Source organism: Lentzea rhizosphaerae (genome assembly GCF_042649515.1).
In the GTDB taxonomy this organism is placed as follows: Bacteria; Actinomycetota; Actinomycetes; order Mycobacteriales; family Pseudonocardiaceae; genus Lentzea; species Lentzea aerocolonigenes.
On record NZ_JBHRZI010000003.1, the window covers coordinates 227,803 to 241,162 of the forward strand.

Here is a 13,360-nt window from a genome sequence, read left to right on the forward strand (position 1 = left end):
CCAGCACATCGCCCAGCACGCCGCGGCCGATCCCCGCGAGCGCGCGCAGGTCTACTCGAAGCGCGGCCGGCGCCTGCCCGGCGAGCAGGCCGTGCCCAGCTACACGCCGTCGATCGCGGCCCGCAGCATCGACGGCCACCTGCTGCGCACCGGCCAGGAGGTCTACGCCTGGTACCGGCTCGCGCCGCAGCGCTGGTCGTTCCGCAGCGACTCGCAGCGCCAGGACCTGATCGCCGCCATCGCCGGTCAGTACGCCGAGCTGCAGGGCCGCTGGATGCACCTGCGGGTCACCACGCGGCCGTACCCGATCCGCATGTGGGCCGAGGCGCACGTGCACAACGCCGTCAAGCGCCTGCCGGACACGCCCGGCACGCTGTCGTTCGACGACTACATGATCGGCGAGCAGCAGCAGCTCATGGGCCGCTCGATGGCGGAGAAAGAGGTCTACCTGGGCGTCCAGGTGCAGACCCGCAACATGATGGACCGCGCCGTCGAACGGGCCGCCCCCGTGCTGCGCAAGGTCTTCCCGGACGCCGTCGACGCCGAGCTCGTGGCGCTCGACTCCGAGGTCGAGCACCTCGACCAGGTGATCGGGTCCGCCGGTCTCGAAGGCCGTCCCGCGACGGCCGAGGAGATGTCCTGGCTCATGCACCGGTCGTGCTCGCTGGGCCTGCCCGCGCCGCGCAACCTGCCCGCCGTGCCGGGTGCCGCCTGGGAACCGGAGGACCTGGCGTCCTTCACCGACGCCGCGGACTTCCACCAGGAGCCGTACTCGCCGACGGTGACCGTGCGCGGCCGCACCGGCTCGAACGCGGGCATCAAGCGGCACGTCGCGGTGCTGACGGTCGGGCTGATGCACGGCCTGCAGATCCCCGAGGTCGACGACCCGTGGGTGCAGCGCGCGGACAGGCTCCCGGCGAGCGTCGAGTGGTCCGCCCGCATCTACGTGCGCAAGCCCGAGGAGGTCTCGGGCGAGCTGTCGCGGCAGATGAGCAAGGTGCGCTCGCAGGTCCGCCACTACACCGACGAGCACGAGCTCGACCCGCCGCAGTCACTCGCCCGCCAGGCCGGACGCGTGCTGGAGATCGACGACGAGATGACGTCGGGCTTCACCGCGCTGGGCACCCGGGTGCGCTCGTGGTGGCGGCTCGCGGTCAGCGGCCCGACCGAGCGCGAGGCGCTGCGGCTCGCCCAGTCCCTCCTCGAGCTGTACAAGCCGAAGATCGCGATCGAGCACCCCGAGGCGCAGTACGCGATCGCCCGCGAGTTCATCCCCGGCGAACCGCTGTCCAACGGCGCGTACCTGCGCCGCGGCAGCGTGTTGTGGGCCGCGAGTGCTGTTCCCACGGCCACGGCCGAGGTCGGCGACCGCCGCGGAATTCTTCTTGGCGAGACCGTCACGGCCACGCGCCGCCCGGTCGCCTGGGACCCGTGGATGGCGCAGGAGCTGCGCGACGCGTCGGGTCTGACGGCGATGGTCGCGGGCCTCGGTGCCGGCAAGTCGTTCCTCGGCGGCGGCATGGTCTACAAGACCCTGCGGGCCGGCGCGCACTGGACGTTGCTCGACCCGTCCGGTCCGCTCTCGGCGCTGTGCGACCTGCCGGAGCTGCGCCCGTACGCGCGTCCGATCAACCTGCTCAACGCCCAGCCCGGCATCCTCAACCCGTACCGGGTGGTCGCCGAGCCGATGATCGAGCACTTCCTCGACGAGGACGACCCCGAACGGGCCTGGCGCCGCGAGAAGGCACTGGCGGCCGCGACCCGTCGTCGACTCGTGCTGGACGTGCTCACCGGTCTGCTGCCGTTCGAGGTCGCGCGCCTGCCCCAGACGCGCATCGTGCTGCTGCGTGCCGTCCGCACGGTCGGTGGCCGCTTCGACGCGCACCCCGGTCTCGTCTTCGAGGCGCTGCGCCGGGACGCGTCCGAGCACCACGAGCACGCCGTCGTCGTCGCGGACTTCCTCGACGAGATGCGCGAGCGCATGTCGTTGCTGATCCCCGAGGACAACCACGACCCGTACAACGAGCAGCGCGACGACCGCCTGACCGTCCTGACGATGGCGGGCCTCAACCTGCCGAAGGACGGCGTCGGCCGCGAGCACTGGACCGACGCGGAGTCGCTCGGCGTCGAGATGCTGAACCTGGCCGCCTGGTTGACCCAGCGGTCGATCTACGACCGGCCGAAGGACCTCCGCAAGGGCGTCTGGATCGACGAGGCGTTCTTCCTCTCCGAGGTCCCGACCGGTCGCGTGCTGATGAACCGCTTCGCGCGTGACTCGCGAAAGTGGAACGTCCGCGTGCTGCTGTCGTCGCAGATCCCCGCGGACTTCCTGAAGATCCAGGGCTTCGTGGCACTGCTCGACTCGGTCTTCGTCGGCAGGCTCGACGACGACCAGGCGCAGGCGGACGCGTTGCGGTTGCTCAAGGTTCCGGTCGGAGCGGGCTACGAGCAGGTCATCGCGTCGCTGGGCCGCCGTCCCGGTGGCGAGCGCACCGCGACCGAACGCGACCGCGCGCCGCGGCAGTTCGTCTTCGGTGACGGTGCCGGCGGTGTGGAGCGCATCCGCATCGACTTCAGCGGCCCGCACCTCGAGCACCTGCGCAACGCCCTCGACACGACCCCCGATGCCAAGCGCGACAACGGCAAGGGCGAGCTCGTGCCGGCGGACGACCACAGCGCGGCTCCCCAGCCGCCCGCCTACGTGCCCGACGAGATCGACGACGAACTGGCGGCGGACATGGAACTCGGACTGACGGAGGACGAGGCCCACCTGGTGGGTCACGGTGACGGCACCAACCGCCACCGGGACGGCGCCGCATGACGGCGCTGACGATTGTGCTGGTGATCGCCGCCTTGCTCTGGGCCAGGCGGCGGTTCCACCTGCGCATGTCAGCGCGCACGAGGTCGGTGAGCCTCGTGGCAGCCATCCTGGCGCTCCAGGTGGTCCTGGGTGCCCCGATGGCGCACGCCCAAACCTGTGGCGAGGCACCAAATCCGGAGAGGCCGGGCGCGGGCATGGTCGGCGCGCTCGACCCGCCCGTCGGCAACGGCCTGCCCGGCTCGCCGTACCTCGAGTACGGCTACGCGGGCATGGTCTGGCACAACTACAACGCCAAGTGCAACGTCCTGCCCGACGCCAACGCCACGATCGACACGTGGGCGGGCAACGAGCTGTTCAGCATCGGCAAGAACATCGTCGGCGCCACGAACGCGTTGCACTACACGGTGATGGGCCGCGGCCTGCTGGTCCCGCTGGACGACGCCGTGAAGAACGGCGTGCAGAAGGTCTACGACAACGTCTACCTGCGCTGGTTCGGCCTGGTGGCGTTGATCCTGGCGATCCTGATGTTCCGCCAGATCTGGACCGGCGACTTCGCCACGATCTCCAAACGCGGGCTCTGGGCGTTGGCCGCGATGTGGCTCGCCACGTCGACACTCGCGCTACCGCAGTTCTACAACCTCCTCGACAACACGCTGGTCTCCAAGACGTCGGAGATCCAGGCGGGTTTCATCGAGGCACCGGAAGAACAGGGCACACTGCACGTACTGCCGACGAAACTGCACGACGCCGTCGTCTACCAGAGCTGGCTGCGCGGCGCGTTCGGCACGCCCGAGGCACCGCAGGCCAGCGAGTACGGCCCGCGCATTCTCAAGGCGCAGGCGTGGACGACGACGGAGATCGCCGAGCACAAGGACGCGGACCAGGCGGCCCTGGAGGCGAAGAAGGCCGAGTGGAAGGCGTTGGAAGGCCAGCTCGGCACGGCCAAGGGCTACTTCGACGGCACCGACGGCAGCCGCACCGGCGCGGGATTCCTCGCGCTGTTGCAGTCCATCGCGTTCTCGCTGTTCCAGCTGTTCGCGAAGGCCGCGGTACTGCTGGCCCAGCTGCTGCTGCGCATCCTCACACTCGCCGGGCCACTCATCGGCCTGGTCGCGCTGATCCACCACGACCTGCTGCGCAAGGTCGCGCGCGCGGCCGCCGTGACGGTGTTCAACGTGCTGGTGCTCGCGGTCCTCGCGGGTGTCCACGCGTTGCTGCTGCAGGCGATCTTCAACGCGACCGGGCTGTCGTTGCTGACGCGGACGTTGCTCGGCCTGATGCTGACGCTCATCTGCTTCGTCATCGGCAAACCGTTGCGCCGCATGTGGCAGATGGTCGAGATGTCGGTCGGCTCCGCGGGCAACGTCCTGCCGATGAGCGGCGGAGTCTGGTCGAAGATGCTCGGCAAGAAGAAGACCGGCCCGTCACCGCAGGACGAGTTCTGGGAGTCCGTGCGCGAGAACGAGACCGACGGCGACGAGGTGCCGCAGCGCGGCCGCAACCGGGTGCGCCCGGAGGCCTCCAGCCCGGTCATGGCGACGGCGCAACGGCTCGACCGCGACTCCCAGCCCGGCCAGATCGTCTCCGGCCCCGACGGTTCCGGCGTGCGGGCGGGGGCACTGCCCGCGGGATCGGGCCCGGCGGCGTTGCCGGTCGGACGGTCGCGCGTGGTGGACAGCCCGCCGGTCACGGACAGGCAGTGGGACCGGGTCGACGACGCGGTGCTCGTGCCGTCGCGTTCGGGCGGTTACTCCGGTCCGGTGCAGGAACCTCGCAGGGCCGAGACAGAAGTGGTGGCAGGACGTCAGGTGCACGTGATCTACCGACCGTCGCGCGGTTTCGAAGTCAGGGACAACTGAAGGGAGGCGTAGGTGCCGATCCGAACCAACCGCGGCCGTGCCGCGGTGTACCGCAGGCTCTGGGGCTGGCCGCTGCGTTCCCCGCGTCACCTCGCCGCCTCGATCATCATCTTCGTGGTGCTGGTCGTCGCGCTCGGCGTGATCATCCCGAAGGTCCTGGACCGCAAACCGTCCACGCAGACGGCCGGGGGCCCGTCGACGTCGCAGCAGGGCACGCAGGTGGGGCAGCTGCCGGCCAGCGGTGCCTCGCTGCCCACCAAGGAACCGGCGCCGTCGATCTCCGCGTCCGCCGCTCCGCCCCAGGCCGACGCGCAGCTGGTCGCCGAGCTGTGGGCGGAGAACTGGATCAAGCCGCCACCGGACGACGACGTCAACAAGTGGCTCACGCAGCTCCGTCCGTACACGACGGAGGAGTTCCTCGCGCAGATGGCGACGATCGACCCCAAGAACGTGCCGGACAAGATCACCCAGAGGGTCACGCCGAAGAAGTCGTTCACGTCGTCGGCCGACTTCGAGGTGGGCACCGACGCCGGCAAGGTCGTCATCACGCTGGTCAAGGCGCCGGACGGCAAGTGGCGCGTGAACAGTTACACGAAGGCGGGCTGACCCATGCGCCTGATGTTGCTGATCGGAGCTCTCGTCGCCGTCGTGGTGATCGCGGTGGCGACCTCCGGCGTGACGCAGGTGGTCAGCAACTCCACCAACCCCGCGGTGACCGGCAACTTCCAGCTGATGGGCTGCAACGCCGCCATCGGGCCGTGGGACGCGGGAGGCGGCGCCAAGGGCCAGGCCGACGCGGCACGTCTCAACGACGAGCAGCGCAACATCGTCGCGCGGATCATCTCCATCGGCCAGGAGCGCAAGCTGCCGCCGCTCGCGTGGCAGGTCGCGATCCAGGCGGGCATGACCGAGTCGGGCCTGCGTCCGCTGAACTACGGCGACCGCGACTCGCTCGGCATCTTCCAGATGCGCCCGTCGATGGGCTGGGGAACTCCCGCCCAGGTGATCGACCCGACCTACGCGATCAACAAGTTCTACGACGTGCTGCTGAAGGTGCCGGACTGGGAGAACAGGCGGCCCGGTGACTCGGCGCAGGCCGTCGAACGGTCGGCGTTCCCCGACAGGTACCACAACTGGGAGTCCATGGCCGCGTTCCTGCTGAGCGAGCTCGGGCAGATCAGCGACCCGGCGGGCTGCGGTTCGGGCGCGGGCCAGTTCCTGCTGGGCTCGAACGCGGCGGCCAGCGCCATCGAGTTCACCAAGCAACAGCTGGGCGAGCCGTACCTGTGGGGCGGCAACGGCCCGGACGCGTGGGACTGCTCCGGCATCCTCGTGAAGGCGTTCGCGACGGCCGGCGTGAAGATCCCGCGCGTGGCGAACGACCAGTACGAGAAGGGCGGCGCCCACCTCCCGGTGCGCGACGCCCAGGCAGGCGACCTGATCTTCTGGGCGACCGACACGTCGAACCCGCGCACTGTGCACCACGTGGGCATGTACCTGGGCAACAACGAGTACATCCACGCGCCACAGACGGGTGACGTGGTGAAGATCAGCAAGATCAACTGGGACTATTACGAGTTGATGCCGCTGGCCGTCCGGCCGGGCGTGTAGATCGCGGGGAGGCGCTGCATGTTCAACCACGACCCCATCCCGAGGCCTTCCGGACCGCCCGCGTCGAGCACACCGGTGCGTGACTACATGGCGGCCGGTGCTCCTGGGGTGTCCGCCGACTACGTGGTCATCCCGCGTGCGCTGGCCGAGGCGATGCCGCTGCCGTGGCAGCAGCACCTGACGCACCTGCTCGCGGAGTTCCACCGCACCTACGGTCACCTGAAGTGGCCGGTCTACCGGGTGGTGCCGTCCCGCTACGAGAAGCTCGCCGACCTCGACGAGGACCAGCTGGCCGAGGTCGGCGCGATCATGGAGATCGACTCCGACGGATCTCTGGTCTACCGGGACCGCTCCGGACGCAAGATCGAGAACGCCGAGGACCGCACGGTGCTGGTCTCGTGTTTGGATCCGATCCCGTCGGAGTACGCCAACGCCAACCAGTCCACGCCGCCGCGGGGATTCCCGGCGCCTTTGGGAGGCGAACGCGTATGAGTGACACGAGCGGTTGGTACTACTGCCTGACCCACCAGACGGTCGAGAAGGGCAAGGGCTGCCGGGGTGGGGACCGGATGGGTCCGTACCCGGACGAGGCCGCGGCGGCTCGCGCGCTGGAGATCGCCCGGGAACGCACTCGCGCCGCCGACGAAGCGGACAGGAAGTTCCGCGGCGACGACGAGGACTAGAAGTGTGACGACGAGGCCCGGAGCGCGTGCTCCGGGCCTCGCTCTGTCCGCCCGCCTAGTCTGTGCGGGTGGCCTCACTGGTGATCCGCACGGGTCGTGCAGACCTGTCCTTCGACGGCATCCGCACCGAGTTCGACCTGCCCTCGTCGTTTCCGTCCGTAGTCCTGGCAGAGGCTGAAACGGCGGTCTCCCGTCCCGTCGGCGACCGCCCCGACCTCACCTCGATCCCGCTGGTGACGATCGACCCGCCCGGAGCCAAGGATCTGGACCAGGCGCTCTGCCTCGAACGGACTGCTTCCGGTTTCGTCGTGCACTACGCGATCGCCGATCTCGGCCTGTTCGTGACGCCCGATGAGGCGTTGGACGCCGAGGTCCGGCAACGCGGACAGACCATCTACCTGCCCGATGGCAACGTGCCGCTGCATCCGACCGTGCTGTCCGAGGGTGCTGCCTCTCTCTTGCCGGGCGTGACGCGTCCTGCGGTGCTGTGGACGTTCACCTGCTCGGCCGACGGTGTGCCGACGGACGTGGAAGTGCGCCGGGCGTTGGTGCGGTCGAGGGCCCAGTTCGACTACGCGTCGGTGCAGGAGTCGTTCGACAGGGGCGATCCGCACCCGTCCGTCGCCGCCCTGGCGGAGTTCGGGCCGTTGCGCCGCGAGCTCGCCCGTGAGCGCGGGGCGATCGAGCTCCAGCTGCCGGAGCAGGAGGTCGAGTCGGGCGGCGAGGGCTGGAAGCTCGTCACCCGGCCGCGGGCGCAGGTGGACGCGTGGAACGCCGAGATCTCGCTGATGACCGGGATGGCGGCCGCGTCGATCATGCTGGAGGCCGAGGTGGGCATCCTCCGCACGCTGCCCGACCCGGACGCCGAGGCCGTGAAGGCACTCCGCAAGTCCGCCGCGGCGTTGCGGGTGCCGTGGCCCGCGGACGTGTCGCCGGGCGCGTTCCTGGCCGGGTTGGACGCCTCGCAACCGGAAGCCCTGGCGCTGTTCACCGACGCCACACGGCTGTTGCGCGGCGCGGGCTACTCGGCGTTCAACGGCGAGGCTCCCGAGGTCGTGACGCATGCGGGCGTGGCAGCGCCGTACACACACGTGACCGCACCGCTGCGGCGCCTCGTGGACCGGTTCGCCACGGAGGTGTGCCTCGCCGTCACGGCCGGGGAGGAGCTGCCGTCCTGGCTGGCCGAGGCGTTGCCGCAGCTGCCGTCGCTGATGGGCGCGTCGGACTCGCTGGCCTCGAAGGTCGAGCGAGCGTCGCTGGACCAGGTCGAGGCGTGGGTGCTGGCCGGACGCGTCGGGCAGGAGTTCGACGCCGTGGTGCTGCGGGCGGGGGACCAGGAGGCCGAGGTCTTCGTCTCGGACCCGCCGGTGCTCGCCAAGTGCGAGGGCAGGCGGCTGCCGGAAGGTGAGCGCATTCGCGTCCGCCTGGTCGACGCCGACCCCGCCGAACGCCGAGTCCGCTTCGACCGCGCCTGACACTCGCGCCGCAGTGCACGCGGGGAGCTTTCGTTCGCTCTGAGTGCACGCGGGGGCCCCGCGTGCCGTCCAAGGTAACGGGGGAGCCCCGCGTTACTTTCGGGATGCGGAAAAGCTGGCGGCGAGCGCAAGGTCACGTTGGACAGCCTGCGTCCGCTCGCCCGTGTGAAGATGCACGGGTGACAGAGATTCGTGACCTCACCGTCGGCGTCCTGGGCGGAACCGGAGCCCAGGGCAAGGGCCTCGCCATCCGCTGGGCCAAGGCGGGCCTCAAGGTGATCATCGGCTCCCGCAGCGCCGAGCGGGCGGAGCTGGCGGCCAAGGAGATCGTCGACGTCGCCGGCGGCGACGTGCGAGGTGCGGACAACACCGACTGCGCGGCCGACTCCGACATCGTGCTGGTCGCCGTTCCGTGGGACGGTCACGGCGACCTGCTGGCGTCGTTGCGCGACCAGCTCGCCGGGAAGATCGTCATCGACTGCGTGAACCCGCTCGGCTTCGACAAGCAGGGGCCGTTCGCGCTGCCGGTGACCGAGGGCAGCGCCGCCCAGCAGGCCGAGCTGCTGCTGCCGGAGTCGCGCGTCACCGCCGCGTTCCACCACGTGTCCGCCGTGCTGCTCGCCGACCTGTCGGTGTCCGAAGTGGACATGGACGTCCTCGTGCTGGGCGACGACCGCGAGGCCACCGACACCGTTCGTGAACTGGCCGAGCTGGTCCCCGGCTTCCGCGGCGTCTACGGCGGCCGGCTGCGCAACGCCCACCAGGTCGAGGCGTTCACCGCGAACCTCATCGCGGTCAACCGCCGCTACAAGACCCACGCCGGTCTGAAGATCACGGGAGTCTGATGCTGCCCGTCGACGACCTCGGTGAGCCGGTCGCGCTCGACCAGCCGCAACGCGTGGTCAGCCTGGTGCCGTCCATCACCGAGGCCGTCGCGGTCAGCGTTCCCTCGTCGTTGGCCGGAGCCACCGACTACTGCACCCATCCGTCCTCTTTGGACGTTCCGCGCGTTGGTGGCTCGAAGTACCCGGACGTAGACAAGGTCCTGTCTCTCAACCCGGACCTCGTGATCGCGAACTCCGAGGAGAACCGCGCCGAGGACGTGGACCGGTTGCGCGCCAACGGAGTCCAGGTCTGGGTGACCGAGGCGCCCGCGACCGTGCCGATGGCGCTGAAGTCGTTGCGGCGCCTCTTCGGCACGGCGTGGGATCTCGAACCGGACTGGCTGGTCCGCGCCGAGGACCTGTGGCGCTCGACAGAGCCCGTCCGGCTGACCGCGGTGATCCCGGTCTGGCGCCGCCCGTGGGTGGTCGTCGGCAGGGACACGTTCGCCACCGATGTGTTGCGGCGCCTGGGAATCGAGAACGTCTACGGCTCCCACGAGGAGCGCTACCCGCGCCCGTCGTTGCAGGAGCTCAACGACCGGCGCCCGGACCTGGTGATCCTGCCCGACGAGCCGTACGAGTTCACCCACGAAGACGGCCCGGAGAGCTTCCCCGGACTGCCGTACGTGCTGGTCAACGGCAGGCACCTGACCTGGTACGGCCCGTCGCTGGTGGAGGCGCGGGAGAGTCTGGGACGCGCCCTCGACTACACCTGGGGTTGACAACCACAGGTGGATTCGCGAGACGGTGAGCGCTGCCAAGATCCACAGCCATGGGGAAACTAGCCGCCATCATCGCGACCGCCGCCGCCGCAACCGCGCTCACCGCCATTCCGGCCCAGGCAGAACCGCTGGTCGTCTACCAGCTCGCGGGCACCAACCGCTGCCTCGCCGACACCGGCAGCAACGTCGTTCTGACGACCTGCAACGAAAGCGCCACCAACCAGCAGTGGATCGTCCCGGTCAGTGACGTGGACGTCTCGCACAACGTGGCCACCCGCAAGTGCCTGACCGCCACGAGCGGGGGTGACGTGCTGACCCAGGCCTGCGGCACCGCCGCCTCCCAGCGCTGGCGCCGCACTCCGCTGGGCGACAGGAACTTCCAGTTCCGCCACATCGTCACCAGCAAGTGCCTGACCGCGCAGGTCGCCACCGCGGCCTGCACCACCACGACCGCGAAGTGGAACCGCCTGCGTTAGTCGCGGAACCGATCCGTTGCTTCAAGCAGTGCAGCGAGGATGCCGGGCTCGTCGTAGGCGTGCCCGGCATCCGGCACCAGCACCAGTTCCGAACCGGGCCACGCCTTGTGCAGGTCCCACGCCGACACCGCGGGCGTCGCGATGTCGTACCGCCCCTGCACGATCACGCCCGGGATGTCCTTCAACCGCACGGCGTCCCGGATCAGCTGTCCCTCCTCGAACCACCCGTTGTTGACGAAGTAGTGGTTCTCGATCCGCGCGAACGCCAGCGCGTACGAAGGTTCGGCGAACTCCGCCACCAGCTCCGGCCGCGGCAGCAACGTCACCGTCGCGCCCTCCCACGTGCTCCACGCGACCGCCGCCGGCCCGTGCACCTCGGGATCCGGTGAGGCGAGCAGCTTCGCGTACAGCTCAACGGGATCGCCGTCGAGTCCCGCGATCGGCGCCGTGAACTTCTCCCACAGGTCGGGGAAGAGGTTCGCCGCCCCGCCGCGGTAGTACCAGTCCACTTCGGACGAACGCAGCGTGAAGATCCCGCGCAGCACCAGCTCGGAAACGCGCGAGGGGTGCTTCTCGGCGTACGCCAGCGCGAGCGTCGAGCCCCACGACCCGCCGAACACCTGCCAGCGGGAGATGCCGAGCGACTCCCGCAACAGCTCCATGTCGGCGACGAGGTGCCAGGTCGTGTTCAGCGACAGGTCACCCGAGGCGGACGCGTGCGGCAGCGAACGGCCGCAGCCGCGCTGGTCGAAGAGGACGATCCGGTAGGCGGACGGGTCGAACAGGCGGCGGTGCGACGGCGAGCAGCCGCCTCCGGGACCGCCGTGGAGGAAGACGACCGGCTTGCCGTCGGGGTTTCCGCACTCCTCCCAGTACACGAGGTTGTCGTCGCCGGTGTCCAGATGGCCTGACGCGTGGGGCTCGATCTCCGGGTACATGGGCCTATCGTCGAACACATGGCGCAGTTCACGAAGGAGACGTCGACCACCGGGGCGTTCGTACGGCAGCCCAACCGCTTCACCGCGCGGCCAGAGCCCGAACCCGGCCGCTACCGGCTGGTCGTCAGCCTCGCCTGCCCGTGGGCGCACCGCGCGGTCATCGTCCGCAAGCTGCTGAACCTCGAGGACGACATCTCGCTCGCGGTCGTCGACCCGATCCGCGACGAGAAGGGCTGGCGCTTCCCCGGGACGGACCCCGTCCTGAACATCGACTTCCTCAGTGAGGCGTACAGGAACGCCGATCCGCACTACGACGGCCGCGTCACGGTGCCGGCGCTGGTCGACACCACCACCAGCGAGGTCGTCACGAACGACTACCCGCAGATCACACTGGACTTCAGCCTGCGGTGGCGCCCGGAGAGCACCCTCTACCCGGAGCACCTGCGCGACGAGATCGACGCCTGGATCGAGCCGATCTTCCACAACGTCAACAACGGCGTCTACAAAGCCGGCTTCGCCACGTCACAAGAGGCCTACGAGGACGCGTACACCGCCCTGTTCGCCGAGCTCGACCGCATCGAGGAGCACCTGAGCACGAACACGTTCCTGGTGGGCGACCAGCTCACCGAGGCCGACATCAGGCTCTGGACCACGCTCGTCCGGTTCGACGCGGTCTACCACGGCCACTTCAAGTGCAACCGGAACAAGCTCACGGAGATGCCGAACCTGTGGGCGTACGCGAAGCGCCTCTACGAGAAGTTCGGCGACACGGTCGACTGGGACCACATCAAGCGCCACTACTACGTGACGCACCACCAGATCAATCCGACCGGCATCGTGCCAGCGGGCCCAGACCCACAGGCCTGGACCCGCTGAGGATGAACGGCGCTTTTGTCCACTTGAGGTGGACAAAAGCGCCGTTCATCGTTCAATCAGTGGAAGGTGTGCTCGGGACCGGGGAACTGGTGCCCGCGCACCTCGTTGGCGAACTCGGCGGCCGCGCCCAGCATGATGTTGCCGATGTCGGCGTAGCGCTTCACGAACCGAGGTGCCTTGCCGCGGTTGAGGCCCATCATGTCCTGCCACACGAGGACCTGGGCGTCGGTGTCCGGACCGGCGCCGATGCCGACGGTCGGGATGACCAGGTCGTGCGTGATCTGCTTCGCGACCTCGGCCGTCACCATCTCCAGCACGACCGCGAACGCGCCCGCCTCCTGCACCGCCAGCGCGTCGCGGACCACGGTGTCGTGGTTCTCGTGACGACCCTGCACGCGGTACCCGCCGAGCTGGTGCTCGGACTGCGGGGTGAAGCCGATGTGCGCCATGACCGGGATGCCCGCCGCCGTGATCGCGCGGATGTGCGGCGCGAAGTAGGCGCCACCCTCCAGCTTGACCGCGTGCGCCTTGCCTTCCTTCATGAACCGCACAGCGGTCGCCACGGCCTGCTCAACCGACACCTGGTAGGAGCCGAACGGCAGGTCAGCGACAACGAGAGAGCGCTTGACCGAACGCGTCACCGCGCGTACGAGCGGCACGAGCTCGTCCACCGTGACCGGCAGCGAGGTCTCGTGCCCGTAGACGGTGTTCGACGCGGAGTCGCCCACCAACAGCACGGGGATGCCGGCCTCGTCGAAGATCGAGGCGGTGAACGTGTCGTAGGAGGTGAGCATGGGCCACGGCTCGCCGCGTTCCTTCATCTCACGCAGGTGGTGAACGCGAACCCTCTTGGTCGGGGGCTTCTGGCCCGCTCCGGAGCCGTAGGGCGCGGAAACTTCGGCAGTGGTCATCGTCGACCGTTCCTTTCCTCGAGGCCCACGACGTGGGTCCCCGGGCGCTTGGTGCACGGTTGCCGAACACCAGAGTGACACCGTCAGCCGGAAACGGAACGCAG

At 69.5% G+C, this 13,360-nt stretch carries 13 protein-coding genes; 11 read left to right on the forward strand and 2 right to left on the reverse strand.

What is annotated here, in order from left to right; genetic code table 11:
• The first annotated feature begins 7 nt into the window (after nucleotides 1–7).
• The 10 genes from ACFOWZ_RS01540 (at nucleotide 8) to ACFOWZ_RS01585 (ending at nucleotide 10,531) form a co-directional block, all read left to right on the forward strand.
• Entirely contained in the window at nucleotides 8–2,821 is a 2,814-nt protein-coding gene (locus ACFOWZ_RS01540) for an ATP-binding protein (RefSeq protein WP_382367482.1), read from the forward strand.
• On the forward strand, nucleotides 2,818–4,680 hold the full coding sequence (locus ACFOWZ_RS01545) for a hypothetical protein (RefSeq protein ID WP_382367409.1): 1,863 nt from the start codon (nucleotides 2,818–2,820) through the stop codon (nucleotides 4,678–4,680). Before ACFOWZ_RS01540 ends, ACFOWZ_RS01545 begins: the two co-directional genes overlap by 4 nt.
• 12 nt (nucleotides 4,681–4,692) lie before the next feature.
• Complete coding sequence (locus ACFOWZ_RS01550; RefSeq protein ID WP_382367411.1) at nucleotides 4,693–5,286, forward strand: hypothetical protein; 594 nt, start codon at nucleotides 4,693–4,695, stop codon at nucleotides 5,284–5,286.
• Between the two features lie 3 nt (nucleotides 5,287–5,289).
• A complete protein-coding gene (locus ACFOWZ_RS01555) occupies nucleotides 5,290–6,291 on the forward strand; it encodes a C40 family peptidase (RefSeq protein WP_382367413.1) in 1,002 nt (333 codons plus the stop codon).
• An 18-nt stretch (nucleotides 6,292–6,309) separates the two neighbouring features.
• Nucleotides 6,310–6,783, forward strand: a complete 474-nt coding sequence (locus ACFOWZ_RS01560) for a hypothetical protein (protein ID WP_382367415.1) — start codon at nucleotides 6,310–6,312, stop codon at nucleotides 6,781–6,783.
• Entirely contained in the window at nucleotides 6,780–6,974 is a 195-nt protein-coding gene (locus ACFOWZ_RS01565) for a hypothetical protein (protein WP_382367417.1), read from the forward strand. Before ACFOWZ_RS01560 ends, ACFOWZ_RS01565 begins: the two co-directional genes overlap by 4 nt.
• 68 nt (nucleotides 6,975–7,042) lie before the next feature.
• Complete coding sequence (locus ACFOWZ_RS01570; protein WP_382367419.1) at nucleotides 7,043–8,449, forward strand: RNB domain-containing ribonuclease; 1,407 nt, start codon at nucleotides 7,043–7,045, stop codon at nucleotides 8,447–8,449.
• A 179-nt stretch (nucleotides 8,450–8,628) separates the two neighbouring features.
• Complete coding sequence (gene npdG / locus ACFOWZ_RS01575) at nucleotides 8,629–9,294, forward strand: NADPH-dependent F420 reductase (protein ID WP_030472633.1); 666 nt, start codon at nucleotides 8,629–8,631, stop codon at nucleotides 9,292–9,294.
• Nucleotides 9,294–10,055, forward strand: coding sequence for a helical backbone metal receptor (locus tag ACFOWZ_RS01580; RefSeq protein ID WP_382367422.1), 762 nt, complete (start codon nucleotides 9,294–9,296; stop codon nucleotides 10,053–10,055). Before npdG ends, ACFOWZ_RS01580 begins: the two co-directional genes overlap by 1 nt.
• A gap of 50 nt (nucleotides 10,056–10,105) precedes the next feature.
• Nucleotides 10,106–10,531 (forward strand): RICIN domain-containing protein, encoded by a 426-nt coding sequence (locus ACFOWZ_RS01585; RefSeq protein ID WP_382367425.1) that lies wholly within the window; start codon nucleotides 10,106–10,108, stop codon nucleotides 10,529–10,531.
• Here ACFOWZ_RS01585 and pip read toward each other — a convergent pair.
• Complete coding sequence (pip, locus tag ACFOWZ_RS01590; RefSeq protein WP_382367428.1) at nucleotides 10,528–11,469, reverse strand: prolyl aminopeptidase; 942 nt, start codon at nucleotides 11,467–11,469, stop codon at nucleotides 10,528–10,530. The genes ACFOWZ_RS01585 and pip overlap by 4 nt on opposite strands.
• Before the next feature lie 18 nt (nucleotides 11,470–11,487).
• On the opposite strand from pip, the gene ACFOWZ_RS01595 reads away from it, so the two are divergent.
• A complete protein-coding gene (locus ACFOWZ_RS01595) occupies nucleotides 11,488–12,345 on the forward strand; it encodes a glutathione S-transferase family protein (RefSeq protein WP_382367431.1) in 858 nt (285 codons plus the stop codon).
• Between the two features lie 56 nt (nucleotides 12,346–12,401).
• Here the strand turns inward: ACFOWZ_RS01595 and panB are convergent, their stop codons facing one another.
• Nucleotides 12,402–13,256: a 3-methyl-2-oxobutanoate hydroxymethyltransferase gene (panB, locus tag ACFOWZ_RS01600; protein ID WP_382367433.1), complete on the reverse strand. Its 855-nt coding sequence runs from the start codon at nucleotides 13,254–13,256 to the stop codon at nucleotides 12,402–12,404.
• Nucleotides 13,257–13,360 lie beyond the last annotated feature (104 nt).